This is a genomic window from Klebsiella sp. LY, from assembly GCF_004010915.1.
Lineage (GTDB): Bacteria > Pseudomonadota > Gammaproteobacteria > Enterobacterales > Enterobacteriaceae > Klebsiella > Klebsiella quasipneumoniae.
Window position 1 is genome coordinate 56,618 of the sequence record NZ_CP022444.1, and the last position, 24,375, is coordinate 80,992.

General features: G+C 56.1%; 27 protein-coding genes and 1 pseudogene. 15 read left to right on the top strand and 13 right to left on the bottom strand.

What is annotated here, in order from left to right:
• Window positions 1–5: 5 nt before the first annotated feature.
• The gene (locus tag CE636_RS03000) at window positions 6–791 is read right to left on the bottom strand and encodes a transporter substrate-binding domain-containing protein (RefSeq protein WP_012968181.1); all 786 of its coding nucleotides are present in this window, start codon (window positions 789–791) and stop codon (window positions 6–8) included.
• 214 nt (window positions 792–1,005) lie between these two features.
• A complete protein-coding gene (gene hpxU, locus CE636_RS03005) occupies window positions 1,006–1,845 on the bottom strand; it encodes a MurR/RpiR family transcriptional regulator HpxU (RefSeq protein ID WP_004176115.1) in 840 nt (279 codons plus the stop codon).
• A 179-nt stretch (window positions 1,846–2,024) separates the two neighbouring features.
• Between hpxU and hpxW the strand changes: the two genes are divergently transcribed.
• From hpxW to CE636_RS03030, 5 genes are all read left to right on the top strand, one after another.
• Window positions 2,025–3,611 (top strand): oxamate amidohydrolase, encoded by a 1,587-nt coding sequence (gene hpxW, locus CE636_RS03010; RefSeq protein WP_017900273.1) that lies wholly within the window; start codon window positions 2,025–2,027, stop codon window positions 3,609–3,611.
• 10 nt (window positions 3,612–3,621) lie between these two features.
• Window positions 3,622–3,807 carry an oxalurate catabolism protein HpxX gene (gene hpxX / locus CE636_RS03015; RefSeq protein ID WP_002905357.1) on the top strand — a complete coding sequence of 62 codons (186 nt, stop codon included), beginning with the start codon at window positions 3,622–3,624 and terminating at the stop codon, window positions 3,805–3,807.
• Window positions 3,804–5,201, top strand: a complete 1,398-nt coding sequence (locus CE636_RS03020) for an AtzE family amidohydrolase (protein ID WP_017900272.1) — start codon at window positions 3,804–3,806, stop codon at window positions 5,199–5,201. Before hpxX ends, CE636_RS03020 begins: the two co-directional genes overlap by 4 nt.
• On the top strand, window positions 5,198–5,584 hold the full coding sequence (hpxZ, locus tag CE636_RS03025; protein WP_017900271.1) for an oxalurate catabolism protein HpxZ: 387 nt from the start codon (window positions 5,198–5,200) through the stop codon (window positions 5,582–5,584). The genes CE636_RS03020 and hpxZ overlap by 4 nt, the downstream gene beginning before the upstream one ends.
• A gap of 86 nt (window positions 5,585–5,670) precedes the next feature.
• The gene (locus tag CE636_RS03030; RefSeq protein ID WP_025999244.1) at window positions 5,671–6,093 is read left to right on the top strand and encodes a GNAT family N-acetyltransferase; all 423 of its coding nucleotides are present in this window, start codon (window positions 5,671–5,673) and stop codon (window positions 6,091–6,093) included.
• Window positions 6,094–6,233: 140 nt separating this feature from the next.
• Here the strand turns inward: CE636_RS03030 and asd are convergent, their stop codons facing one another.
• Complete coding sequence (asd, locus tag CE636_RS03035) at window positions 6,234–7,352, bottom strand: aspartate-semialdehyde dehydrogenase (protein ID WP_017900269.1); 1,119 nt, start codon at window positions 7,350–7,352, stop codon at window positions 6,234–6,236.
• Between the two features lie 307 nt (window positions 7,353–7,659).
• Between asd and CE636_RS03040 the strand changes: the two genes are divergently transcribed.
• From CE636_RS03040 to fabF, 4 genes are read left to right on the top strand one after another with little or no spacing between them, the layout of a single operon-like run.
• Entirely contained in the window at window positions 7,660–8,217 is a 558-nt protein-coding gene (locus CE636_RS03040; protein ID WP_017900268.1) for a winged helix-turn-helix transcriptional regulator, read from the top strand.
• Complete coding sequence (locus tag CE636_RS03045) at window positions 8,201–9,241, top strand: HlyD family secretion protein (RefSeq protein ID WP_017900267.1); 1,041 nt, start codon at window positions 8,201–8,203, stop codon at window positions 9,239–9,241. The genes CE636_RS03040 and CE636_RS03045 overlap by 17 nt, the downstream gene beginning before the upstream one ends.
• Window positions 9,238–10,800 (top strand): DHA2 family efflux MFS transporter permease subunit, encoded by a 1,563-nt coding sequence (locus CE636_RS03050; protein WP_017900266.1) that lies wholly within the window; start codon window positions 9,238–9,240, stop codon window positions 10,798–10,800. Before CE636_RS03045 ends, CE636_RS03050 begins: the two co-directional genes overlap by 4 nt.
• A gap of 19 nt (window positions 10,801–10,819) precedes the next feature.
• Window positions 10,820–12,094 carry a beta-ketoacyl-ACP synthase II gene (gene fabF / locus CE636_RS03055; RefSeq protein ID WP_017900265.1) on the top strand — a complete coding sequence of 425 codons (1,275 nt, stop codon included), beginning with the start codon at window positions 10,820–10,822 and terminating at the stop codon, window positions 12,092–12,094.
• 3 nt (window positions 12,095–12,097) lie between these two features.
• Here fabF and CE636_RS03060 read toward each other — a convergent pair whose 3' ends face one another.
• Complete coding sequence (locus tag CE636_RS03060) at window positions 12,098–12,589, bottom strand: DMT family transporter (protein ID WP_017900264.1); 492 nt, start codon at window positions 12,587–12,589, stop codon at window positions 12,098–12,100.
• Between the two features lie 9 nt (window positions 12,590–12,598).
• On the bottom strand, window positions 12,599–13,033 hold the full coding sequence (locus CE636_RS03065) for a DMT family transporter (protein WP_017900263.1): 435 nt from the start codon (window positions 13,031–13,033) through the stop codon (window positions 12,599–12,601).
• A gap of 98 nt (window positions 13,034–13,131) precedes the next feature.
• Here CE636_RS03065 and CE636_RS03070 point away from each other — a divergent pair, with 98 nt between their 5' ends.
• The 3 genes from CE636_RS03070 (at window position 13,132) to CE636_RS03080 (ending at window position 15,778) form a co-directional block, all read left to right on the top strand.
• Complete coding sequence (locus tag CE636_RS03070; RefSeq protein WP_017900262.1) at window positions 13,132–14,067, top strand: LysR family transcriptional regulator; 936 nt, start codon at window positions 13,132–13,134, stop codon at window positions 14,065–14,067.
• Window positions 14,068–14,318: 251 nt separating this feature from the next.
• The gene (locus CE636_RS03075; RefSeq protein ID WP_074194074.1) at window positions 14,319–14,675 is read left to right on the top strand and encodes an ASCH domain-containing protein; all 357 of its coding nucleotides are present in this window, start codon (window positions 14,319–14,321) and stop codon (window positions 14,673–14,675) included.
• 203 nt (window positions 14,676–14,878) lie between these two features.
• Window positions 14,879–15,778, top strand: coding sequence for a hypothetical protein (locus CE636_RS03080; RefSeq protein WP_071600401.1), 900 nt, complete (start codon window positions 14,879–14,881; stop codon window positions 15,776–15,778).
• 461 nt (window positions 15,779–16,239) lie between these two features.
• On the opposite strand, the gene CE636_RS03085 is transcribed toward CE636_RS03080, so the two are convergent.
• Window positions 16,240–17,040 carry an AraC family transcriptional regulator gene (locus CE636_RS03085; RefSeq protein ID WP_017900259.1) on the bottom strand — a complete coding sequence of 267 codons (801 nt, stop codon included), beginning with the start codon at window positions 17,038–17,040 and terminating at the stop codon, window positions 16,240–16,242.
• Between the two features lie 92 nt (window positions 17,041–17,132).
• Between CE636_RS03085 and CE636_RS03090 the strand changes: the two genes are divergently transcribed.
• Complete coding sequence (locus CE636_RS03090; protein WP_017900258.1) at window positions 17,133–17,858, top strand: type 1 glutamine amidotransferase; 726 nt, start codon at window positions 17,133–17,135, stop codon at window positions 17,856–17,858.
• A 190-nt stretch (window positions 17,859–18,048) separates the two neighbouring features.
• Here the strand turns inward: CE636_RS03090 and CE636_RS03095 are convergent, their stop codons facing one another.
• From CE636_RS03095 to CE636_RS03105, 3 genes are read right to left on the bottom strand one after another with little or no spacing between them, the layout of a single operon-like run.
• The gene (locus CE636_RS03095) at window positions 18,049–18,357 is read right to left on the bottom strand and encodes a YciI family protein (protein ID WP_017900257.1); all 309 of its coding nucleotides are present in this window, start codon (window positions 18,355–18,357) and stop codon (window positions 18,049–18,051) included.
• 3 nt (window positions 18,358–18,360) lie between these two features.
• Entirely contained in the window at window positions 18,361–18,996 is a 636-nt protein-coding gene (locus tag CE636_RS03100; RefSeq protein ID WP_017900256.1) for an FMN-dependent NADH-azoreductase, read from the bottom strand.
• Between the two features lie 25 nt (window positions 18,997–19,021).
• The gene (locus CE636_RS03105; protein WP_017900255.1) at window positions 19,022–19,801 is read right to left on the bottom strand and encodes an alpha/beta hydrolase; all 780 of its coding nucleotides are present in this window, start codon (window positions 19,799–19,801) and stop codon (window positions 19,022–19,024) included.
• 72 nt (window positions 19,802–19,873) lie between these two features.
• Here CE636_RS03105 and CE636_RS03110 point away from each other — a divergent pair, with 72 nt between their 5' ends.
• Window positions 19,874–20,920 carry a GlxA family transcriptional regulator gene (locus CE636_RS03110; RefSeq protein WP_017900254.1) on the top strand — a complete coding sequence of 349 codons (1,047 nt, stop codon included), beginning with the start codon at window positions 19,874–19,876 and terminating at the stop codon, window positions 20,918–20,920.
• 213 nt (window positions 20,921–21,133) lie between these two features.
• Here CE636_RS03110 and CE636_RS29360 read toward each other — a convergent pair.
• From CE636_RS29360 to CE636_RS03135, 4 genes and pseudogenes are all read right to left on the bottom strand, one after another.
• Window positions 21,134–21,417, bottom strand: a pseudogene (locus CE636_RS29360) (LysE family translocator); the annotation flags it as partial.
• Window positions 21,411–22,031, bottom strand: coding sequence for a histidine phosphatase family protein (locus tag CE636_RS03120; RefSeq protein WP_004151880.1), 621 nt, complete (start codon window positions 22,029–22,031; stop codon window positions 21,411–21,413). The pseudogene CE636_RS29360 and the gene CE636_RS03120, both read right to left, overlap by 7 nt.
• Window positions 22,032–22,249: 218 nt before the next feature.
• The gene (locus CE636_RS03130; protein ID WP_002905514.1) at window positions 22,250–22,474 is read right to left on the bottom strand and encodes a hypothetical protein; all 225 of its coding nucleotides are present in this window, start codon (window positions 22,472–22,474) and stop codon (window positions 22,250–22,252) included.
• 193 nt (window positions 22,475–22,667) lie between these two features.
• Window positions 22,668–23,435: an AraC family transcriptional regulator gene (locus tag CE636_RS03135; RefSeq protein ID WP_017900253.1), complete on the bottom strand. Its 768-nt coding sequence runs from the start codon at window positions 23,433–23,435 to the stop codon at window positions 22,668–22,670.
• A gap of 109 nt (window positions 23,436–23,544) precedes the next feature.
• Between CE636_RS03135 and CE636_RS03140 the strand changes: the two genes are divergently transcribed.
• Window positions 23,545–24,336: a sulfite exporter TauE/SafE family protein gene (locus tag CE636_RS03140; RefSeq protein WP_017900252.1), complete on the top strand. Its 792-nt coding sequence runs from the start codon at window positions 23,545–23,547 to the stop codon at window positions 24,334–24,336.
• Window positions 24,337–24,375: the final 39 nt, after the last annotated feature.

The following is a 24,375-nucleotide window of genomic DNA, read 5'->3' on the forward strand; positions in this document are numbered from 1 at the left end:
AGACCTTACGCGCCGAGGCTGGCAGGCAGCGGCGCTTTCAGCCACTTCTCAGACAAACCGTTGAGGGTGCCGTCCTTAATGCCCTGCTCGATCAGGGTATCCACTTTCTCCTTCAGCGCCGGTTCGTTCTTTTTCAGCCCGATAAAGCACGGCGAGTCCTTCAGCATAAAGCTCGGCACCGGCGCTTTGTCAGCGTTCTGCCGGGAGATGGCCGCCACCACCAGGTTACCGGTGGCGACATACTGCACCTGGCCCGACAGATAGGCCGACAGCGTGGTGTTATTGTCCTCGTAGCGCTTAATCTGCGCCGCCTGCGGCGCCACGCTGGTCAGCACCATATCTTCCACCGCCCCGCGGGTCACACCGATGCTTTTACCGCTCAGCGCGGCCGCGTCCTTCAGCTCCGCCCCTTTCGGGCCAAACACCCCGAGGAAGAACGGGGCGTAGGCGCGGCTGAAGTCGATCACTTTCTCGCGCTCGGCGTTTTTGCCGAGGCTGGAGATCACCAGGTCCACCTTATCGGTCTGCAGATACGGCACGCGGTTGGCGCTGGTCACCGGGACCAGCTGCAGCTTGAGCTTCATCGACTTCGCCAGATAGCGCGCCATATCGATGTCATACCCCTGCGGCTGCAGGTCAGTCCCCACCGAGCCGAACGGCGGAAAATCCTGGGGCACGGCAATGCGGATGACGCCGCGTTTTTCAATATCCTGGAGCTGGTCAGCCTGCGCAGCAGAAACAGACGAAAGGAGACAAGCGGCCCCGGCCAGTGCGATCAACAGTTTCTTCATGATGTTTACCCGTTACGTTAGCATGAAACAAAAGATTCTTTGAATCTGTTTTTGCAACTAATGTGCCAGATACGGTCGATGCGCGGGTTGGCGAGGAATTTAAGCTAAAAGTGAGAAAGGACAGGCAGTAAGGAGCCGAAGAATAAAAAACAACGGCGCCAGAACGCGGAACAATATGCACCATATTGATGCACAGCACCACGCTGGCGCCCCATCACCGTTGTTCCAGCTCGTCCAGTTGCTGGTAAAGCGTAGCGATATCGTGGATGCGCGGACGACCGCTATCGAGCGTTTCGTGCAGAAAGGCATTGGCCAGCAGATTGATCAGGCTGTTGACCGAGGCATAGCTGTCGTAAGCCGAGACGCTGTCCAGCGGCGCGCAGAGCTGCCAGCGGGAGAGCGGGAACAGACTGTGGGCCTGCGGCTCGCACATTAACAGGACCGGCACACCATCTCGCTGCAGCTGCTGCAGGAGTGGGCGGACGATCCGCGGCCGCCGGCGAAATGCCATCATCACCACCAGATCATCGGCGGTCAGATCGACCAGCTCTTCGCTGAGGCTCTGCCCAGGCTGGGGCAGCACCAGCACCTGACCGCGGGCCTGCAGCAGCTGCTGGCGCAGGTGCAGCGCCGCCGGATAGGCATTGCGCATGCCAATCACCACAATACGGCGCGCGGCCACCATCGCCGTCAGCGCCTCGGCGAACTGGCGCGCGTCAAGGGCATTGACCCATTGGGTGAGGTTCGCCATCTCCTGCTTATAATGACGCGCCAGCAGCGTGTTACCCTGCACCGCGTCGCGCTGATCAGTCAGCGGCATCCCGCTCTGGCGCAGGGTGCGCAGTTCATCACGCATGTCCTTATATTTGTCATAGCCCAGGCGCTTGAACAGCCGGCTGACGGTGGCTTTCGATACACCGCTCAGCTGCGCCAGCTCGGCGCTGTTGTAGCTTATCAGGTCATCAAAGTGGTCAAAGATGAAATCCGCCACCCGCTGTTCCTGCGGCGACAGCGAGGCGTATTGCCCTTTCAGTCGTTCATCGAGTTGTTGCATAGCGCCCCTGTAACTTTCGTTTCATCGTCCATCCCTCATCATACTGTATCTGCTATGCCTTACACATAGCGTGCCAGCGGGAAAATTCCGGTCATTGTTTTTATCAATGAAACGAAACGTTCAGAGCTGGAACAGCTTTTGCAGTGTTCTGCGGGTGATTCGTTCAGAAAGGATAATTTATGCACAGTAGCAACGTTTCGACCCACGGCATGGCGGTCGCTCCCCACCACCTCGCCAGCCAGAGCGCGCTGGCCATCTTGCGCGAGGGCGGCAGCGCCATTGAAGCGATGGTGGCTGCCGCGGCGGCCATCGCCGTCGTCTATCCCCATATGAATGGCCTGGGTGGGGATGGTTTCTGGCTGATCGTGCCGCCTGAGGGAGACCCCATCGCCATTGACGCCAGCGGGGCCGCCGGGTCGCTGGCGACCCTCGAGGCCTACGCCGGACAGCAGCATATTCCCCACCGGGGACCGCAGGCCGCGCTGACCGTCGCCGGCACCGTCAGCGGCTGGGACGAGGCGCTGCGTATTTCTCGGGACTTAACCGGCCGCGCGCTGCCGGTGGCCCGCCTGCTGGCCGATGCTATCGGTTATGCCGAAGACGGCATTCCGGTCACCGCCTCGCAGGCCCACGCCACCGCCAGCAAACTGGAAGAGCTGCGCCATCAGCCAGGCTTCAGCGAAACCTGGCTGATGGCGGGCGAGCCCCCCCGGACCGGCAGCCGCTTTCGCCAGTCCGCCCTCGCCGGAACGCTGCGCATGCTGGCCAGCGACGGTCTCGACAGTTTCTATCGCGGCCCGCTGGCTGAACGTCTAGCCCAGGGGATGGCCGCGCTGGGGATGCCCGTCACCCTCGGCGACCTGCAGGCCCACCGCGCCCGGCGTCCGGCGCCGCTGACCCTTCAGCACCGGCAGGGCACGCTGTGGAACCTCGCCCCGCCCACACAGGGGCTGGTGTCGCTGGCGATCCTCGGCATCACCGACCGTCTGAACATGGCCGACGCCGACGAGGCGCAAACGGTGCACCGTATCGTCGAAGCCACCAAGCGGGCGTTTGCCCTGCGCGATGCGCATATCACCGATCCGCGCCATCTGGATGTGGATGTTCAGGCGTTGCTCACCCCGGAAGCCCTGCAGCCGCTGGCCGACAGCATCGACGACGCCAGCGCTTCTCCCTGGGGCGGCGGCAAAGGACCGGGCGATACCGTCTGGATGGGCGTCGTGGATAACAGCGGGCTGGCGGTGTCATTCATTCAGAGCATCTATCACGAGTTTGGCAGCGGCGTGGTGATCCCGGACACCGGGATCGTCTGGCAAAACCGCGGGGCGGCCTTCAGCCTCGATCCGCAGCATCTCCTGGCGCTGGCCCCTGGCAAACAGCCGTTCCATACCCTCAACCCCGCCGCGGCGCGCCTGAACGATGGCCGGGTGATGGTCTATGGCTCGATGGGCGGCGACGGTCAGCCGCAGACCCAGGCCGCGCTGTTTACCCGCTATATCCTGCAGGGGGCGCCGCTGCAGGAGAGCATCTCACGGCCACGCTGGCTGCTGGGCCGCACCTGGGGGCAGTCCTCGGATTCACTGAAGCTGGAGGGACGCTTTGCCCCCGCCTGCATCGCGCGTCTGCGCGAGCTGGGGCACGAGGTGGAAGTGCTGGCCGATTTCAGCGAGGCGATGGGCCACGCCGGGGCCATTGTCCGCCATCCCAATGGCCTGCTTGAAGGGGCTACCGATCCACGCAGCAACGGCGCCGCCGCCGGATACTAAGGAGCAGACCATGACCACACAGCCAGACTGGAGCGAGTATCTGACGCAGATGACCCACCTGTTACGCCTGGAGCTGGAGGCGCCGCGCCGTGAGGAGCTGGAGCGCCAGTTTTCCCGCATCGCCGCCATGGCGCAGCCGCTGATGGACTATCCCCTCGGGCCGCGCGACGACATTGCGGGGGTGTATAAAGCATGACACTTCACCATTTCACCATCGCCGAGATCCAGCGTGCGCTGCACGATGGCGAACTGAGCGCCCGGGAGATCGCCTGCCAGACGCTGGACGATATCGCCCGCGTGAATCCGCAGATCAACGCCTGGACCGAGGTCACCGCCCAGCGCATGCTGGCGGAGGCCGACAGCATCGACGCCCTGCGCCGGGAAAAGCGCCCCCTGCCGCCGCTGGCAGGCATTCCCTATGCGGTGAAAAATCTGTTTGATGTCGCCGGGCACACCACCCTCGCCGGGGCGGAGCTGCTGAGCGACCGGCCGCCGGCCGCCAGCGACAGCTGGGCGGTGCGCCAGCTGCACAGCGCCGGCGCCCTGCTCAGCGGGATGCTCAATATGGATGCCTACGCCTACGGCTTCACCACTGAAAACAGCCACTATGGCGCGACGCGTAACCCGCACGATCTGTCGCGGATCGCCGGCGGTTCCTCCGGCGGTTCGGCCGCAGCGGTGGCCGCCGGACTGGTTCATTTCAGTCTCGGTAGCGACACCAACGGCTCGATTCGCGTCCCCGCGTCGCTGTGCGGGATCTTTGGCCTGAAACCCACCTTCGGCCGCCTCTCCCGCTCCGGCAGCCATCCGTTTGTCGCCAGTCTGGATCATATTGGTCCCTTTGCCCGCCGGGTGGCCGACCTCGCCGCGGTGTATGACGCCCTGCAGGGGCGCGACCCGGCCGATGACTTTCAGGCCGATAAAGCCAGCGAGCGCACCGTCAACCTGCTGGAGCGCGGACTGGAGGGGCTGCGCTGCGCGCGGCTGGGGGGCTATTTCACCACCTGGTGCGATGATGACGCCAGGGCGGCCGTGGATCGAGTCGCCCACGCGCTGGGCGCCGACAGCGAGCTGCAGTTTGCGGATGCCGCCCTGGCTCGCTCGGCGGCCTTTATCATCAGCGCCAGCGAAGGCGGCAATCAGTATCTGCCGGATCTTCGCCACTCGCCCGAGCGCTTTGAACCCCACTCCCGCGAGCGGCTGCTGGCCGGGGCGATGATCCCCTCGGCGTGGTACCTGCAGGCCCAGCGCTTCCGCCGTCATGCCCGTCAGGCGATGAAATCCCTGTTCAGTCAGGCCGACGTGCTGATTGCCCCGGCCACCCCATGCAGCGCCACGTCGATAGGCGCCGAGGAGATGGTGATTAACGGCCAGTCGCTGCCGGTGCGCGCCAGCATGGGCATGCTGACCCAGCCGATCTCCTTCCTTGGGCTGCCGGTGGTGACCGTGCCCCTGCGTACCGCCAGCGGCAAGCCGATTGGCCTGCAGCTGATAGCCGCGCCGTTTAACGAACAAGCCTGTCTTCGCGCCGCGCGGGCGCTGGAAGCGATGGGCATTACCGATGCCCGAGTGGCGGAGAGTGCAGCATGATCACTCTGGATAATGTAGACCGCCCGGCGATCCTCGCCGAGGTGACGGCGGCGTTTTACCAGTATGAAGAGGCGCTGGTCAGCAATAACATCGAGGCGCTGGACGCGTTGTTCTGGCATGACCCGCGCACCGTGCGGCTGGGGGCAGGCGAAAATCTGTATGGCATTGAGGCGATCCGCGCCTTTCGCGCCGCCCGCCCCGCCGCCGGTCTGGCCCGCGACCTGCGCCATACCACCATCACCACCTTTGGCGCGGACATGGCGGTATGCAGCACCGAGTTTACCCGCGAAGGCAGCGCCCGCCCTGGACGCCAGCAGCAAACGTGGGTGCGCTTTCCCTACGGCTGGCGGATTGTCGCCGCCCAGGTCAGTCTGATGGACTGAGAGGCGTACACTGACGCGGGCCGGGGGAATGAGGCTATTCACCGGCCCGCACCCGCCCGGTATCAATACGTGAGGAGACGATGGTCATGGTGTTAATCAGGGCTGCTGAATCAAAAGATATCCCCGCGCTGAAAACGCTATTTCTGCAGCTGGGCTATCAGACGGAGACGGCGATCTTAGCGCAACGCATCACTGAACCCCAAAGTATGATGCATACGCTGGTGGCTGAAGCAGAAAACACCGTGTGTGGCGTGGTCGTTATCAATTTTATCTTACCGGTACATGAAAACCGATTGTGGGCATTAATTTCCGCGCTGGTGATAGAGGAATCGTCACGGGGTTCAGGGATAGGCCACCAGCTTCTCCATGCCGCAGAGCGCCTCGCCCGCGATAAACAATGCGCTCATATTGAGCTTTCAAGCAGTGAAAACAGAATCAGAGCGCATCAATTTTATGAAACTAACGGCTATAAGGAAGTCCGCAAACGCTTCGTTAAACGTTTGTCTTAGCCGCCAGGAAGTCTTTAAACGGAGCGATTGCGGCGCATGAACAGCAACATGTTCGTTAATATTGCGGTAATGCAGCCCGGGTGCCTTCCGGATATAACAAAAGCACCTGAGGCAGGTGCTTTTTGTCCGGATAACATCAGTTACACTTTGCCCAGCAGGATATTTAACATGCGGCGTAAAGGTTCCGCCGCGCCCCATAACAGCTGATCGCCCACCGTCAATACTGAATAAATCGGTTCATTATTTAGCGACATTTTCTTGTAGCGACCAATACCCACCTGCAGCGAGCCGCTAATAGCAGCCGGGGTCAATTTACTGACACTCTCTTGCTTATTATTGGGGATATAGTTTACCCACGGATGGGAATGGGTCACTAACTCAGCAAATTCCGCTTCGCTGACCTCACGTTTCAGTTTAAGGGTAATGGCAGCGCTGTGGCAGCGGATTACGCCGACCCGAATGCATAAGCCATTGACCGGAATGGTGCCGGGCGCAAGGCCAAGAATTTTATTGGTTTCCGCCTCGCCCTTCCATTCTTCGCGGCTGTTTCCATCGCCAAGATCGCTGTCGATCCACGGAATGATGCTGCCCATCAGCGGGACGCCAAAATTCTCCACCGGCATGCCGGCGCTATTAATCAACTCACTCACTTTATTGACTAAAGGCAGCACGGAACCTGATGCCGTCAGTTCATCCGCAGATAAATGCTGACTGATATACGCGCTTTGCGCGATGAATTCCCGCACCTGTTTGGCGCCCGCCCCGGAGGCAGACTGATAGGTCATCACGCTCATCCATTCAATCAGGTCAGCCTTGATCAGCCCGGCCAGCCCCATCAGGCTCAGCGTGATGGAGCAGTTGCCGCCGACAAACAGTTTCATTCCCGCTTTCACCGCGCGATCGATATTATCGCGGTTGACCGGGTCGAGAATAATGCAGGCGTTGTCATCCATCCGCAGCGCCGAAGCGGCGTCAATCCAGTAGCCTTGCCAGCCAGAGTTAGTTAACGCAGGATAGATGGCTTTGGTATAATCCCCGCCCTGACAGGTTATAATAATATCCATTTCGGCGAGGGCGCTAAGGGAATTCGCATCTTTCAGTTTGTCGCTTTTACCTTTAATAACCGGACCAGCGGCACCCGCACTGGAGGTACTAAAAAAATGCGCTGAAATATCGTCGAAATCATTTTCTTCGATCATGCGCTGCAACAATACTGAGCCAACCATGCCCCGCCAGCCAACAATACCCACCTGCTTCATTTATTTAACCTTAAAAAGTTATGAGAATGTTAATTTGAGTGTCACCATACCTTATATCGTATCCCCCAATAAAGGTCATTACCCAGCACATCGATTTTTATCATTATTAAAATGTTTCATCTGCCATCAGCGATAGTTATCTCTTATTACGGTCAGGCAGATATAAGGCGGCGGAGACTGTTCAAAGGGAGAAACGACGTAGCGGAACGGCAGTGGCTTCTCCCCTGGCTGCCATAAATAGTCACTTGCATTTTGATAGTGACTATGTCAATTTGCTGGCAAAAGCCACCTTGTTACTGGACAGCCCATGAAAAATGAACCGCTTTGCCACGCTCCCTGCCCCATCGCCCGCAGCCTGGGCCGCATCGGCGACAGCTGGAGCATCATGATCCTGCGCGACGCGTTCGCGGGCTTTACCCGCTTTGACGAGTTCCAGAAGAGCAGCAACGTCGCGCCCAATATTCTGTCGCGCCGCCTGAAGGCGCTGGTCGACGACGGGCTGCTGGAGAAGGTTTGCTACAGCAGCACCCCGCCGCGCTACGAATACCACCTTACGCAACGCGGCCGCGATTTTCGCATGGTATTGCTGGCGCTGGCGGAATGGGGTAACCGCCATTTCGCTCCCGAAGGCCGTCAGATGCAGCTGGTGGAAACCGCCACCCAGCGCCGGGTGGATCCGATCATGGTGGATAAAGCGACCGGGGAAGAGATTATCCCGGGTAAATACGCCATGGTGCCGGGCCCCGCCGCCTCGCCGCTGATGCAATATCGTCATGAATATCTGCTGCGCAAACGCGAAGGCGATAGCGGGCAAAAATTCCAGCCTGAACCCTACAGAGATGCCAACCATGAAGCTGGCCAGTAAGAAAAGCGTCCTCGTCCTGGCGGCCCTCTCCGCCGTTCTGGCGGCAGCGAGCTACGGCGCGTACTGGTGGCAAACCGGACGTTTTCTGCAGACCACCGATGACGCCTATGTTGGCGGCGACATTAGCGCCATCTCCAGCAAAGTCTCCGGCTATATCCAGCAGCTGGCGGTGCAGGACAATATGGCGGTGAAAAAAGGTGACCTGTTGATCCGCATTGACGACCGCGATTACCGCGCCGCCCTCGCGAAAGCCGCCGGAGAAGTGGCGGCGCAGCAGGCCGCGCTGGCCGATATCCAGGCTACCCGCCAGCTACAGCAGGCGACCATTGCCGGCTCTACGGCCTCGTTACTGGCCGCCACGGCGGCAACCGAAAAACTGGCTAACGACAACCGACGCTATAACGCCCTGGCCGCGTCGAGCGCGATTTCCGCACAGATCCGCGATAACGCCTCCGCCGATTATCGCCGGGCGCATGCCGAGCAGGAGAAAGCCAAAGCGGATAAAACCGTGGCCGAACGTCAGATGGCGGTGCTGGATGCTCGCCAGCAGCAAACCCTGGCTGCCCTGGCGCAGGCCCAGGCTAACCTCGAGATGGCCAGGCTGAACCTCAGCTATACCGATATTCGCGCGCCGTTCGATGGGGTGATTGGCAACCGCCGCGCGTGGTCCGGCTCCTTCGTCAGCAGCGGCACGCAGCTGCTCTCCCTGGTGCCCGCGCACGGCCTGTGGATTGACGCCAACTTTAAGGAAAACCAGCTGGCGCATATGCGCGCCGGCCAGGCGGTGACCATCGTCGCCGATGTGCTGCCGAACCATACCTTTAAGGGCCATGTCGCCAGCCTGGCGCCGGCGACCGGCTCACGCTTCAGCATTCTGCCGGCGGAGAACGCGACCGGGAATTTCACTAAAATCGTGCAGCGGGTGCCGGTCCGCATTGCGCTGGAAGGTGACGGGGCAAAGCTTGACGTCCTGCGCCCGGGACTGTCGGTGATCGTCACCGTGAACGAAAAGAGCCCTCGATGAGCACCGCTCAGGCGCTGTCCGCCCCGCAAAGTCTGTCGATGCCGACGGCGAAGAAAATCTTTGCCTTCGCCAGCATGTGCGTGGGGATGTTTATCGCCCTTATCGACATCCAGATTGTCTCCGCCTCGCTGCGGGATATCGGCGGTGGCCTGTCGGCAGGCGACGATGAGACCGTCTGGGTACAAACCAGCTACCTGATCGCCGAGATCATTATTATCCCGCTTTCCGGCTGGCTGGCCCGGGTCATGTCGACCCGCTGGCTGTTTGCCGCCTCCGCGGCGGGCTTCACGCTGATGAGCCTGCTGTGCGGCTGGGCGTGGAACATCCAGAGTATGATCGCCTTCCGCGCCCTGCAGGGGCTGGCGGGCGGGTCGATGATCCCCCTGGTGTTCACCACCGCTTTCGCCTTTTTTCAGGGCAAACAGCGGGTCATTTCCGCGGCGACAATCGGCGGCCTGGCCTCCCTCGCCCCGACGCTGGGCCCGACGGTGGGCGGCTGGATCACCGAAAACTACAACTGGCACTGGCTGTTCTTTATCAACGTTGTTCCGGGGATTTACATCGCGGTGGCAGTGCCGCTGCTGGTGAAAGTAGACAGCGCCGACCCCACTCTGCTGCGCGGCGCCGACTATCTCAGTATTCTGCTGCTGGCCGTGTCCCTCGGCTGCCTGGAATATACCCTCGAAGAAGGTCCACGCTGGGGCTGGTTTGATGACGCGACCCTGACGACCACCGCCTGGGTCGCCCTGCTCTGCGGCGTGGCTTTTGTTATCCGCACCCTCCGCCATCCGCAGCCGGTGATGGAACTGCGGGCCCTGCAGGACCGAACTTTCAGCCTCGGCTGCTATTTCTCGTTTATGGCCGGCGTCGGCATCTTCGCCACCATCTATTTAACCCCGCTGTATCTGGGTAGCGTGCGGGGTTTCAGCGCGCTGGAGATCGGCCTGGCGGTATTTTCCACCGGCTTGTTCCAGGTCATGTCTATTCCGTTTTATTCGTGGCTGGCCAACCGCGTTGACCTGCGCTGGCTGCTGATGGCCGGGCTGATCGGCTTTGCGGTGTCGATGTACAGCTTCGTCCCGATAACCCATGACTGGGGAGCGGACCAGTTGCTGCTCCCGCAGGCCTTTCGTGGACTGGCGCAGCAGTTTGCCGTCGCACCAACGGTGACCCTGACGCTGGGCAGCCTGCCGCCCGCGCGCCTGAAGCTGGCCTCCGGGCTGTTTAATCTGATGCGCAACCTCGGAGGCGCTATCGGCATCGCCCTGTGCGGCACGGTGCTTAACGACAGAACCAATTTGCACTACAACCGCCTGGCGGACCATCTGAATAACGCCAACCTGACGATGAGCGATTTTGTTCAGCGCAGCGCGGCAAACTTCACCGTCCAGGGGATCTCGCCGGATGCCGCGCAGACGGCGGCGCTGAAAAATCTTTCCGCGCTGGCGCTGCGGGAGGCGCGAACCCAGGCCTTTTCCGATGCTTTCTACCTCATCATGATGGGTTTTTTGCTTGCCGCGCTGCTGGTTCCCTTGATGAAAAAGCCGCCGGCACACTGATACTACAGGAGAGTAAACTATGGGCGTTTCCGTTAAACGCATTGTCGTCACCGGGATGGGGATTGTCAGCCCGCTGGGCTGCGGCGTACAGCACGTCTGGCAGTCGCTGCTGGCAGGAAAGTCAGGGATCACCCGACTCAGCGAGCAGCTGGTCGCGGATATTCCCTGCAAAGTGGCCGGCCAGGTGCCGTCCATTGACAGCGATCCGCTGCACGGCTTCGACCCGCTGGCGACCATCCCGGCGAAAGAGCGCAAAAAGATGGATCGCTTTATCGAGTTTGCGCTGGTCGCCGCCCGTGAAGCGCTGACCCAGGCCGGCTGGTCGCCAGCATCTGCGGCCGAACAGGAACGTACCGCCACGGTGATCGCCACCGGGATCGGCGGCTTCAGCGAGATCGCCAATGCGGTACATACCACCGATGAACGCGGGCCGCGTCGCCTCTCGCCGTTCACTATCCCCTCTTTTCTGGCCAACCTGGCCGCCGGGCATGTGTCTATCGCTCACGGCTTCCGGGGCCCCATCGGCGCGCCGGTCACCGCCTGCGCAGCGGGTGCCCAGGCCATTGGCGATGCGGCGCGGATGATCCGCAGCGGCGAGGCGGATATTGCCCTCTGCGGCGGCGCGGAAGCGGCAATTCATCGCGTTAGCCTGGCCGGGTTTGCCGCGGCAAGGGCGCTCTCCAGCGCCTCCAACGACCAGCCGGAAGCCGCTTCCCGCCCCTTTGACCGCGACCGCGATGGATTTGTGATGGGAGAAGGCGCAGGGCTTATCGTGATCGAGTCACTGGAGCACGCGCTGGCGCGCGGCGCCACGCCGCTGGCCGAGCTGGTCGGCTACGGCACCAGCGCAGATGCTTATCACCTGACCGCAGGCCCGGAAGACGGGAACGGCGCGCGTCGGGCCATGGAGACCGCTATTCGCCAGGCCGGGGTGACCGTCGACGAGATTGACCATATCAACGCCCACGCCACCTCGACGCAGGTCGGTGATAAAGGTGAGCTGGCGGCGATTAAAACGCTGTTTGGCGCGCATCCGGTCGCCATTACCTCGACGAAATCCGCCACCGGCCATCTGTTAGGCGCGGCCGGCGGGATAGAGGCCATCTTCACCATTCAGGCGCTGCGTGATCAGGTGGTGCCGCCGACGCTGAACCTGCATCACCCCGATGAAGAGGCGGCAGGCATGAACCTGGTGGCGCTGCAGGCCCGCCCGCAGAAGATGCGCTATGCGCTGTCGAACGGTTTTGGCTTCGGCGGGGTTAATGCCAGTCTGCTGCTGAAACGCTGGGAATAATCGTCAACTCCCCCCCGGCGATGGCTGGCGGGGGATTTTCCCCGTGGCGGCTTTTGACTTACTGCTGGAGTAAATGAAGAACAGCGCGATACCCAGGCAGACAATGGCGCCGATTCGGCTCAGCGAGAATGGAATCGACGCATTGCCCAGCCAGCCGAAGTTATCGATCAGCATGCTCATGGTTAACTGACCAAAAATGACAGCGACCGTAGCAACTGCCGCGCCAATACGCTGGACGGCCAATACCATAATAACGATATAAGGCACACCAAACATTGCGCCCAGCAGTTGCCATTTAGGCACGTCCATCAGCGTCAGGGTGTGTTTGGGTTCGAAGAAAAAGATCAGCAGCCCCGTCACCAGGGCGCCGACAGAAAATGTCAGGAACGCGCTTTTGAATACGCCAACCTTGCTGCCCAGCTGGCCATTGATAGCCGCCTGGATACTCAGCATGGCGCCACCGGCGACGGCGAGCAGAATCATGATAATAGTCATAATGTTAATTTACCCCTGTGCAACCATAACCAGCGCTGCGCTGATGAAAATCAGCGCAATGATACGTTTACTGTCAATTTTCCGGCGCGACGTACCGAGCAGACCGAAGTGATCAATAATCAGGCTCTTGAAAACCTGGCCTGCCAGGATGCCGATCATCGTCATGGCGATGCCGATTGCCGGCGTTACCACGGTCAGGATGATGACGTAAATCGGCCCAAGCACGCCGCCAAGCAGCTGCCACGCTGGTTGTGCAAAGAACGATGGACTGTTGCGCGGGCTGAAAAAAAGCATCAGCAGAAAGGTCAGCGCAGCGCCCACGCCGAATATGCTGAAGGTCGCCCAGAGGTCACCGACCTCCCCACCCAATGGTCCGAGCAATCCTGCCTCTATGGACAGTCCCATGCCCCCGGCAATGACGATAAAAATCAATATTAGCTGCATAGCAATCATCTCCAGTAGTCCAGGCGGAGGAGATTACGGCTTAATATGGATGAGAAAAATGCCATAATGAGATAAACACCTGTGCAGGATATGCATTAATGAATGAGCTTGGGAACATCAGTATTCGCGCTCTGTTGATTTTTATAGACGTCTATGAGACGCAGAATTTCTCTGTCGTGGCCCGGCGGGAAGGGATATCGGCCTCTCAGGTATCGCGGGTCATCCATCAGATGGAGGATGTGCTCGGCCAGCAGCTTTTTTACCGCAATACCCGGGCGATAATCCCGACGGAAAGCGGCCATCTTTTTATCCGCTATGCGCGAGCGATGACTGGCAACATGGAGGAGGCGCGGCGGGAACTCAACGAGAGAACGCTTGAGCCTTCCGGAATGGTCCGCATAAACGCACCCGTATTCTTTGGACAGCGCCATGTCGCACCCGCGTTACCGGGCCTGACGGAGCGATATCCGAAACTCAGCATTGAGCTTACGCTGACTGATGATTACATCGATCCGCACCGTGAGCCGGCTGACGTGATTTTCCGGATTGGCGTACTGACGGATTCCGCATTTCATGCGCGCGTGTTTGGCCAGCAGTGCTATCATCTTGCCGCGTCACCGGATTATATCCGCCGGCACGGCATGCTGGGATCGCCCGAAGAGCTCGCCCGGCATAAATGCCTGGTCTACCGCGGTTCGTCAGGACCAAACCAATGGCTGCTGCGCCGGCACGGTGAGGAATGGGTGCACTACCCTGTCTCACCCCTGATGTCATCGAATAATGCTGAAACCCTGCTGATTGCCGCACTCGGAGGGATGGGGATTGTGCTGTTTCCTGACTGGCTGATTGGAGACCGGCTAAAGAGCGGCGAACTTATCGAACTGCTGCCGGAGCTGGATAGGTCCATAAAAACGGAGCCACAGCATATCGCGGCAATCTATCCGAATGCCCGCCACCCTCCGCTGAACGTGCGGGCGATTATCGATTACTACATCGACGCGTTCGGTTCACCGCTTTACTGGCAGTCTGAATAAGACAGGCGACTTTATGGTTCGTCTTGAAGTTAACTGCCGTTTCTGGCGCAGAGCAAACGCGTTCAATGCCCTTAAGGTCCGTTTTGAGCGAAAAACGGACCACACTATCTAAAGAAAGATATCGCTGATAATGTTGGGACCGCTCATGTTAAAAAGGTATGCCATTTCTTTTCATTGACGATAACGAAGGGATTTTCATGGTTGAGGTTGAGGAAATAAAAAAGAAGTATCCCGGCGCAGATGCCTGGCAAATGGGTGACAGTCCGGAGCTGGCTAACGAGCTTGCTGACCTGATCAAAAAAGGGATAAAAACGGCCTCTTGCGGATCTTTTGCCTCTTACCAGCAGGAAAAAGCTGCCCCGAGGATAGGGAGTTATAACATTATTCTTGATGGCCAGAATGTTCCAGTTTGCGTGATCAGACTGATTTCGATGCAGCTGGTTCGTTTTTGTGATGTGACTGAAGCATTCGCCCGCAAAGAAGGTGAAGGCGATTTAAGCCTTGAATACTGGAAGAAAGAGCATCAGAGATTTTTCAGCTCCGAAGGTCATTTTTCTGAGGATATGGAGTTGATCGCAGAAGAATTTGAAGTGGTTGAGGTGCTGTGAGACAAGGTCTACGGGCTGACGTTTTATCAATCGCCACTGATAACACTGTTCGCTTCTGGCGCGGAGCGGACAAGCTATCGAGCTAAAGGTCCGCATTGAGCAAGGAGCGGACGTGCCAGCTATAATTGGTAATAAAATGAGAGTAGAGCTATTCTGATTTGTTTATAAAGAACATTTTTACATCCAAGGGCGAAATATTTTTTATGCTATCTTACATGCTATCTCAATATGCCAGGCTACCTGTGCCTGAATTTACCCTACGTTCATGGCTAAAACAATGGTTGTCAGAGCAGGAATCGAGGTGTACAGACAGAAGTTTCTCGGCGCGATTTCCCTGGAGAGAAACTGGATTATGTCAGGAATATTTTTTACAACGAAAACTCAAAATTGATGGAAAGCAATTTCTTACTGGCCCCCGTTATCAGGGCGGAAATATTAACAAACCTTTTATTGATATTGTAGGTATGGATTCTGACCTAAATCATACTGCATTAGAACTCATTAGTAAGGAATGGTCACAACTCAGAGCTCAGTATGTCCGCATTCTTGTACCCGGCCAGTCCTTCCCACAGGGTATTCCCGACCAGTATATATACGCCACCTCTTTTTCTGAACCCCCTGAATTCAATGATAAATCTCTTACTTTGCAAGTGGCGACATACGAAGATTTTGACTGGTGTTGTCAGGCTCTGGGCGATGCCTATAAGCATACATGGCAGACAGTTCGCGAACTGTCTGCAAACACTTTGGTAGCAGTTGATGACGAAGAGTTGTGTGACCATATTTCTGAGAGAGAAGTATATATTATCTATGAAAACGACGTTCGCGCCGGGTTGCTAATATGCCAGAAAGGAAACATCGCTTTTCTGCGAGGATATCGTATTACTGACAAAGTAATACTTCCTGCTTTTCGTGGTCGATCATTGTCAGCCCGAGCGCAACGCCTGCTGTACCGATTATTAACTCATTCCGATTCTGAACTATCTTTGTATATGGGCACAATTATTCCGGAGAATATCCCCTCGATGAAAACTGCAGAAAGAGCGGGACGAACTTGCATCCTAAGTTATCAATTTCTACCCATCTGCAGAACCCACGACTAACAGCAATGCTAATTTATCTTCAGCCTACTTCCGCTTTTGGCACACAGGGGACGTCCAGGGCCCGGGAGTACTCACCTGGATGCATTAATGGGCGGTATGTGATTGTTGTGCAGGCTATCATATGGCCTGAGGTACAGCAGCATCAGGCTTCGTAGCAATGAGTCGGCTCACAGCGTCCGGAATCCACCCGGTGCCGTAAATCACCGCAAGGTCTGTCATAAGGTAATTTCATAACGTATCGCGACACCTTTTTTCTTCACGCAGGCCTTCTCTTTCACGGTTTGTCAGAACTGTGGACCGCAGTAATCTCCACTCCGTGCTTTAATCAATGAGAGTGTGTCGGGTGCAAATTAAACTACCTTTCTCAACAGCAAAGGCGGGATACGCCTACCCTCGCAGGGTTTCTGCGTCTGGTAATATGCCCATGACAGTCTCAAAGACCGCTTTGAGGGTTTCCCGGTTTAAGGCACATAATCGCGCGGCGTTGCCCCCAAAATGCAGCGAAAAGCAGCGGTAAAGGCCGCCGGGCATGAGAAACCAAGCTGGTAAGCGACCTGTTTGATTGGAACGCCGTTCGCAAGAAGATCCAACGAAGCGCAAATTCTGGCTCTCTGCTTCCATGTTCTAAAACTAAAGCCTGTATCCTTCATAAACAAGCGGGAAAAGGTCCGTTCCGACATGGCCGACATAAAAGCCAGCTCGCTTAGCGATGCTTCCCAGCGCTGATTGACCAGTAGCGATCTGGCCGCGCTAAATAATCGCTCATCATTCGGCATGGGTAGCGCCATCGTTAAAGGTGGAGCCTCGCTGAGAATTTCCAGAAGCAACAAAGCTATCTTCCGTTGAATCGGTCTGGCGTAGTCCTCACTGAACAGCCCTGCGATAAGTTCTTTGACTAACGGCGTAGCCGTTATCACATGCACCTGCTGACTCTTTGTAAAGCTCGTACATTCTGCGATAAGGCTACTGCTGAAATAGATCGCTCTGAGATCGGTTTGTGAAAGCAGATGGTAACTATGGATATGCAGAGGCGGTAACCATAATGCCCGCTGAGGAGGGATCACCCAACGGTCGCTCTCTGTTTGCACCAGCATAACCCCTCTGGTGGCGAAGAGTAGCTGCCCCTCGACATGATGATGGGGAGGATCTGCCTCGCCGCGTTGATAGCTTATCGCAGTACTGGACCAGCCTGTGGCCTCATCATGTCTTGGCGCTTTATCTATACTACCTGGCATTTCAGATTTAGCCCCTGCCATTATCATATCGAAACTGGAACCACCCGGAGAAGAGCCTTAGGCAATGGGTGCGTGACTTATCATTCTGATCATCAAAGATATTACAGGAGCTTAACCTCATGCGCGTACACTTTATCGTACATGAAAGTTTTGAAGCCCCGGGCGCATATGCAACCTGGGCAATAAACCAGGGTCATGATGTAACTTACTCACGCGTCTATGCAGGCGATCGGCTACCTGCTGACGCCGAAGGCATCGATTTTCTTATCGTTATGGGCGGTCCGCAAGATCCGGACACAACGCTTGAAGCGTGCCCGCACTTTAATGCTAAAGCGGAACAGGCGCTGATTGCTTCTGCGGTTAAAACCGGTAAGGCGGTGATCGGTATTTGCCTGGGTTCACAGCTAATCGGTGAAGCGCTGGGCGCACCGTTCTCTCATAGCCCGGAAAAAGAGATTGGCAAATTCCCGATCACATTGACCGAAGACGGCAGGAAGGATGAGATGTTCTCTCACTTTGGGGAAACACTGACAGTGGGTCACTGGCATAACGATATGCCAGGTTTGACGCCAGAGGCCAAAATTATTGCTTACAGCGAAGGCTGTCCGCGGCAGATCGTTGCCTATTCAGACCGCGTCTTTGGTTTCCAGTGCCACATGGAGCTCACATTGGACGTTGTAGAGCGGCTGATCGCTCATTCTGAGAAAGACCTGAGCCGTGCAGCAGAATATCGTTTCGTTGACACGCCTGAAGCGCTCCGGGCGCACGATTACAGTGAAATGAATCAAGTACTTTTTGGCTTTTTGGATAAGCTGGTGGCACGTTACAAAGCAGCGAAAGCATAATGTCATGCTGGTGAGCTTGCCATCGGTTTTGATTTTAATGTCCGCTCCTGGCACAGAGCGGACAAGCTACCTGAGTTGAAGGTCCGCTATGAGCGAAAAGCGGACATAAAAATGATAAGAGAAAGTGCCCTCTAAATAACTGTTACGGAGTCATTTCACAGGATGCAGGGCACTTTAGAGCGATTAATAGTCAAATGAAACGGGCTTTCTCTGCCCATTTCTCAGGGAATCCCTGCGCACATAGCGCTGGCTCAATACCCATTATTTCTGCATCGGCAATGTTATGCATGATGAAGGGGTCATCCTGAAGACAGTGTTGAATTTCACTTGCATTGTCTCCTTTAAAAAGTATGTAGCCGCCGGCATGATTGCTGAGGGGGCCAGCAAAAAGGATTTTGCCTTCTTTAAAACCCCTGACCAGCCATTGCTTATGTGCGTCAAGATGAGCAGAAATTGCATCGGGTTGTGTCAGGTAAGTCAGTGTAACGGCGTACAGCATGGTTCATTCCTTAGCGGCAAAAATCGCATTAATGGCCTGTGGAATTAAAGACAAAGCACGGGAAATTTCTCTGAGTTTTACGTCCTCACCTTTCGACACACCTTCAGCACGGACAAATTCAACACACGAGATGCCCAGGAAGCCCAGAAACTTGCGCAGGAACTGTTCCTGAAAATCCATATCTTCCAGTCCCGTACCGGCATAAAAACCGCCCCGCGCTGAGGCGATGATGACTTTTTTGCCCCCCGCAAGTCCAACGGGCCCAGCTGGGGTATAGCTGAAGGTTTTCCCTGGCTGAGCAATTCTGTCCATCCAGGCCTTCAGCTGGCTGGATACAGAAAAGTTGTACATTGGCGCGCCGACAACAATCATCTCGCTTTCAAGAAACTCCGAGACCAGAGCGTCTGATATTTGCTGCTCAGATGCCAGAAGGGGTGTAGCAATCGGCCGTTCCGATACAGACCTGAAACCTGAAGCGATCTCCCCGGTCAGATGACTGATTTCGTCTTTAACAAGATCCCGATAAGTCAGCTGATGCCCCTGACCGGTTGCCACCAGTTGCCTTACTATTTCAGCCGACAACTGGCGGGTTACTGAAAACTCATGGTTGATGCTGGAATCAAGATGGAGAATTTTCATTGCAAATTTTCCTGGCATGTACGGATCAGTGGATGCTCTGCGCCGCGTTAACAATCAATGCGGCAACCTCTTCGGGATGAGAAATCATGGACAGGTGGTCTGAGTGAATTCGCGTGATGTGCGCCCCAGCCTCATGGGCAAAACGGGCCTGTACTGACGGATTCAGCGCGTTGTCGTTTTCTGTGATGAGATACCAGGACGGTTTCTTTCGCCAGGCGGCTTCCTTCACTTTTTCCTGAAAGGCGGTAGCGGCGACAGGCTGCTGCACAGCAGCGAGCTGCCGGCTCTTTTTGATGCTTAGCTCATTGGCCATAACCTGGTGAAAAAACTCTGGCTCATCAAGCCAGATAAGGCCGTTCTTATCGGCTTCCATCCCTGTCATGGGTGCATGAAATCGCGCCAGTGCGTCAGATACGGATTGATTGCTGTCAGGAACAAGAGCGGATAAATAGACCAGTCCCCTGACGTTGCTCGCATTGCCAGCCTGAGTGATCACGGCTCCTGCCCATGAATGCCCCACGAGCAGAACGTTACCCTTCTGGCGCTCAAGCACACGCTCAGTTGCAGTTACATCGTCTCGTAATGACGTCAGAGGATTCTGAACAGCCGTAACGTGGTATCCCCTCTCTTGCAGCAGGGAGATGACGGCTGACCAGCACGAGCCATCAGCAAAGGCACCGTGAACCAGCACGATATTTTTTATCCCCTCTTCCTGTGCCATAAGCAACGGGCTATTCATGAATAGAAGACACAAGGCAAATGCTCCTTTTATCAGCGCACGTGACATAACATTTTTCATCCACATGTTTGTATTCTTCCTGCGGTGTTGAATTTCAGGCAGTGTAATCACCATGACAAAGGGTATGAAGTGTCATTAATGACAGGTAACATGCGAAATCAGACATTCTTCATGACGGGGTTAAACATGCGCGTTGCGTTACTTGCTCTTCCGGGCAGCATGCGTTCGGCGCTTGCGGGGCTGGCTGATATGTTCTGGCTGGCGAATCAGGTGGTCAGGATGAACCCTACGGTAAATCCTGAGTTATCCAGAGATGTTCCTTTATTCGACGTCAGGACGATTACCGCTGATGGTCAGCCGGTCAGGGATGTTCAGGGACGCAGTATTGAAAGTGATGGCGCATTTAGTGGACCTGATACCTTTGGGGTGATTATTGCCAGCGGTATGCAGCTGGATGAGCATAGATTTCCCGTTGACAGAGCCGCTGTATCAAATGCAGCCGAGTGGCTGAAAGTGAAGTATTTAAAGGGAAGCTGTATTGCCTCAGCCTGTGCAGGCAGTTTTGTACTGGGAGAAGCGGGTTTACTCAACGGACGGGTCTGCACCACAACGTGGTGGTTATATCCCACTTTCGCTGAACGCTATCCACTGGCAAAACCTGTATGGGGAAAAACCCTGGCCGAGCAGGACAATGTTGTCACTGCGGGTGGACCACTTTCATGGGTTGATCTGGTCATATACCTAGTTCGCAAATACGCAGGTAATGAGCTGGCAAAGTTAACAGCTGACATGGCCGTTGCTGACAGCCAGCCTCTGTCACAGCAAATTTATGCGCCCGCAGGTTTTCTCAATTCAAGACATCCTTTGCTGACTAAAGCAGAGAGCCTGCTTCGTTATCAAAATCCTGCAATGACGGTTGAGCAACTTGCTGCAGCTCTGAATATGACCACCCGGACGCTAAACCGTAAAATGAAACTACTCGTCCAGGAAAGCCCAAAAGACTTCATTACCCGAGTTCGTATTGAAACGGCATCCGTGCTGCTGGAAAGCCCAGGAAAAACTATTTCTCAGATCGCAAGTGCATGCGGATACGGCGATGAAACAGCGTTCAGGCGTGCCTTTAGCACCATAATGGGGATGTCCCCTGGAAGTTTCAGAAAGCGTCTTTTAATAAAGCGCCCTTGAGATTCGAGTTGCTAATGGACGCGTTGAACTTTCACCTGAGGATGGTGTTCCGCGCAGTTGCCGATCTGAACGGGATTAATTCCTGACCGGTATTCAGAGCAACATACCTATACTCCATGGCTGTCCGCTTCTGGCACAGAGCGGACGAACCAACTGAGGTTAAGTTCCAGTCTGAACGAGAAGCGGACAGCGGGTTTACAGGTTGTGTATACCTTAACGGGCTGATGTCGATACTATGCCGGCCCGCTAAACATCATGCGGATGACAACGCCTGTACACCGTTCCTGCCATTTGATATCGCCCGGGTGTTAAGAGCCGTTTCCAAACGTCCTTGATGCCATCGCGACTGAACCCAGGGAAACCATTCCAGCCCGCTTTTGAATACTCCCCAGAACAAGCAATTGCAACCAGACAGGACCCGCGACGGGAACGACAAACTGAGGAAGAACAGCAAACATGAACAGCAGGAATCTGGGGTAAGTCAGACTGTTTAATCCAGGTGACGTAAATGCGTCGCGATCCCCCATTTTAGGGCGGTACATCTTCCATTAATCAGTTCGAACACGGAGTAACTCGCGTTGGGTTGTGCATACCGGTGAAAATCATCCACAGCACCACTTTTTAGCATCGCAAGCACACCCTGAATGACCTGTCCGTGAGACACAATACATATTGTTCGATGATGACGTTTTTTTTCCAGATTGGTTAAAAAATGCATAATTCGCTGCGAAGCATGTGAGAGAGACTCACCCTCTGGCGGACAATACTCTGCATCAAGGTTGAATAACGCTTCTGCGGCGTCTGGATTATTCTGCAGGAGCTCTATGGTTGTCATACCTTCAAACTGACCAAAAGCCTGTTCTTTCAGAGCTGGTTCAGCTATCAGTGAACAATGAAAACTCTCCGCCAGGCGCTGTCCCATTTGCCAGGCCCGGCCAAGCGGAGAAGCGTAAACACATTCTACCCGGTAATCACTCGCTACAAACGCTGCCAGCAAGGCTGCTGTTTGACGCTCCCCACGAAGCGTCAAGGCGCTATCACTGTGTCCCTGAATAATACCTTTTACATTCCACTCTGTTTCCGCGTGTCGAACCAGTATTACTTGCATCATTGAAGGGCCACATATGCTGTTGTTTGAAATGCTCCCCACTTACCCCCCCTGTAATATGCAGGAAAGTGCTCGGCTCGCGACGAAAAAACAGGAACAAGTGTAGCTGAGAATGGTTATGTTCAGCTTCAGAAGTGACGCATTTAACGACGTTAACGTCTGCTTCTTGCACACAGCTAACACTTCCCTTTGTCGACGCAAAAGCAACTCTGCCCGGGCCTCTATCTTATTAATACCTGAATCAGCTGTACGAAGATATACACTCCCGCTACCACTTGTATGATCCGAAAACCCCATCTGAAATAACGCCATTGATAACGTTCTCTGGCATCAGCCGCTTCAATGGCAGGATCAAAACGTTTTCTTTTCCTGGTTCTGAATGTATCGAATACCCACAGGACGAGAATGAAGATGATGATGACTTTTTCAAAGATTAAATGGTTCACAAAGAGAGACTCCGGTCTTCTCACGGTTACAGGCAGAATAGATAAACCGCCTGGAGGTAGCCACCACTAAATGTAGGGGTACCTGAAGACGCAAGCCAGGTGTCTGTCTTATGGCTACGTTAACGCATAGTAACGCCATGAAAGTGACATTCATTGCCGACACATGCTGCCGGGAGCCCACTTCCCCTGAGCATCAGGCTGGGTGATAAAACGACGGCGGTTGCCCGGTCACGCGGCGGAACATGGTGGCGAAAGAGGACGCATTGTCGTATCCAAGGGATAAGGCCACTTCGTTCACCGGTTTGCCTGCTATCAACCATGCCAGGGCGCTCACCACGCAGGCTCGCTGTCGCCAGGCGGAAAATGACAGGCCCAGCTGCTTCAGGAAATGGCGACGAAAGGTACTAGGACTCATAAACAGCGCCCCGGCCCAGCGCGCCGCAGGATCATGGATAGTGGGGTTAAGCAAAAAAGCCTGACAAAGCGCCAGCAGCGCCGGATGCTGCGGCAACGGAATATCAAATTCGCGGACCGGCATGGCGGCCAGTTCCAGCAACATCAACTGTATCAGCATGCGATCGCGTGGGCTGTCGTACAACGGTGGTAAATCTACAGCCTCCAGCAGTAGCTGGCGCAACAGCGGCGAGACGCTGATCACTTCGCAACGCCGGTGTTTAATGCAAGCGGCCACACAATCTGGCTCAATATATAAGCTGCGCGTGGTCACCCCCGCAAATCTGACAGCGTGCACGGTTTCAGGGGGGATCCAGACAGCATGTTGCGGAGGAACCACCCATTCTCCGTCCTGCGTAGTGACATACATCAGTCCGGTCGCGCCGTACAGCAGCTGTGCGCGACGATGCTGGTGCGGGGGCAGAATATACCCTTGCGCATAGTCATTGCCTAACGCCACCACTTCGCGATCGAGCCGATCGACCTCGTCAATTTTTACGTTGCGCACACCTGTCTCCCTTTGACCGATTTACAAAGGTAATTGAGCGCTGTGCAAATGGGAAGCTGTACGCGACCGGTATAAGCTGCTCGCTCATTTTCAGGGCGGGGATATTCTGTTGAATGATATCGTTATTATTGCACTGGCAGGCTTTACTACCGGCATTACCACGGTGCTGTTCGGCTTCGGCGGCGGCTTTGTGGTGGTGCCCTTTGTCTATCAACTGATGCTCCGCCAGCCGGAACTCACGGAAAATGCTATGCACGTCGCGGTGGCTACCTCAACGGCGGTGATGATATTTAACGCCGGCTGGATCGGCTATCGTAACTGGCGAGCGGGCAAGCTTGCCGCACAGACGCTGTTTCCTTTGATATGGTTTATAGCCATTGGGGCAGTAGCGGGCTCCTGTCTGGCGGGGTTATTTAGCGAGAATATCGTTCGCGCGCTGTTTATTCTCTATATGCTGGCAACCATCAGCGATTGTTTGTTGCGCAAGGGATTTTTCACGGGCAGCGCTCGGCGTCGGCTGTCACTGCCAGTGGTCACCGGCGGCGGTGTGGTTATCGGTACGATTGCCGCATTGCTGGGCGTGGGCGGCAGCGTCATGACGGTGCCCCTGCTACGGCGACACGGGTATGCGATGCAGGAGTGCGTTAGCGCATCCAACCCGCTTTCTTTGCCCGTGGCGCTATGCGGCGCTGTGACCTATGCCATCATTGGCTGGCACACCATTCCGTTGAGCGGATTTCTGGGTTTTATCAGCCTGAAAATTCTAGGCCTGCTCGTCCTGACCGGCTGGGCCGGGATAGCGTTTAGCCGCCGGGCTATCCCTGCGGTACCGGATGTATGGTATGCACGCATCTATGTCCTGCTACTGTTCCTGGTACTCCTCGCCATGCTGATTCAATAATCACGATTCATCACGGCGTCTTTCAGGGTTTATCGGTGC

Bases quoted from the DNA above. Each gene is read 5' to 3' on its own strand.
- CE636_RS03000 (WP_012968181.1), bottom strand. From the start codon at position 791: ATGAAGAAACTGTTGATCGCACTGGCCGGGGCCGCTTGTCTCCTTTCG.
- hpxU (WP_004176115.1), bottom strand. From the start codon at position 1,845: ATGCAACAACTCGATGAACGACTGAAAGGGCAATACGCCTCGCTGTCG.
- hpxW (WP_017900273.1), top strand. From the start codon at position 2,025: ATGCACAGTAGCAACGTTTCGACCCACGGCATGGCGGTCGCTCCCCAC.
- hpxX (WP_002905357.1), top strand. From the start codon at position 3,622: ATGACCACACAGCCAGACTGGAGCGAGTATCTGACGCAGATGACCCAC.
- CE636_RS03020 (WP_017900272.1), top strand. From the start codon at position 3,804: ATGACACTTCACCATTTCACCATCGCCGAGATCCAGCGTGCGCTGCAC.
- hpxZ (WP_017900271.1), top strand. From the start codon at position 5,198: ATGATCACTCTGGATAATGTAGACCGCCCGGCGATCCTCGCCGAGGTG.
- CE636_RS03030 (WP_025999244.1), top strand. From the start codon at position 5,671: ATGGTGTTAATCAGGGCTGCTGAATCAAAAGATATCCCCGCGCTGAAA.
- asd (WP_017900269.1), bottom strand. From the start codon at position 7,352: ATGAAGCAGGTGGGTATTGTTGGCTGGCGGGGCATGGTTGGCTCAGTA.
- CE636_RS03040 (WP_017900268.1), top strand. From the start codon at position 7,660: ATGAAAAATGAACCGCTTTGCCACGCTCCCTGCCCCATCGCCCGCAGC.
- CE636_RS03045 (WP_017900267.1), top strand. From the start codon at position 8,201: ATGAAGCTGGCCAGTAAGAAAAGCGTCCTCGTCCTGGCGGCCCTCTCC.
- CE636_RS03050 (WP_017900266.1), top strand. From the start codon at position 9,238: ATGAGCACCGCTCAGGCGCTGTCCGCCCCGCAAAGTCTGTCGATGCCG.
- fabF (WP_017900265.1), top strand. From the start codon at position 10,820: ATGGGCGTTTCCGTTAAACGCATTGTCGTCACCGGGATGGGGATTGTC.
- CE636_RS03060 (WP_017900264.1), bottom strand. From the start codon at position 12,589: ATGACTATTATCATGATTCTGCTCGCCGTCGCCGGTGGCGCCATGCTG.
- CE636_RS03065 (WP_017900263.1), bottom strand. From the start codon at position 13,033: ATGCAGCTAATATTGATTTTTATCGTCATTGCCGGGGGCATGGGACTG.
- CE636_RS03070 (WP_017900262.1), top strand. From the start codon at position 13,132: ATGAATGAGCTTGGGAACATCAGTATTCGCGCTCTGTTGATTTTTATA.
- CE636_RS03075 (WP_074194074.1), top strand. From the start codon at position 14,319: ATGGGTGACAGTCCGGAGCTGGCTAACGAGCTTGCTGACCTGATCAAA.
- CE636_RS03080 (WP_071600401.1), top strand. From the start codon at position 14,879: ATGCTATCTTACATGCTATCTCAATATGCCAGGCTACCTGTGCCTGAA.
- CE636_RS03085 (WP_017900259.1), bottom strand. From the start codon at position 17,040: ATGATAATGGCAGGGGCTAAATCTGAAATGCCAGGTAGTATAGATAAA.
- CE636_RS03090 (WP_017900258.1), top strand. From the start codon at position 17,133: ATGCGCGTACACTTTATCGTACATGAAAGTTTTGAAGCCCCGGGCGCA.
- CE636_RS03095 (WP_017900257.1), bottom strand. From the start codon at position 18,357: ATGCTGTACGCCGTTACACTGACTTACCTGACACAACCCGATGCAATT.
- CE636_RS03100 (WP_017900256.1), bottom strand. From the start codon at position 18,996: ATGAAAATTCTCCATCTTGATTCCAGCATCAACCATGAGTTTTCAGTA.
- CE636_RS03105 (WP_017900255.1), bottom strand. From the start codon at position 19,801: ATGTGGATGAAAAATGTTATGTCACGTGCGCTGATAAAAGGAGCATTT.
- CE636_RS03110 (WP_017900254.1), top strand. From the start codon at position 19,874: ATGACAGGTAACATGCGAAATCAGACATTCTTCATGACGGGGTTAAAC.
- CE636_RS03120 (WP_004151880.1), bottom strand. From the start codon at position 22,031: ATGATGCAAGTAATACTGGTTCGACACGCGGAAACAGAGTGGAATGTA.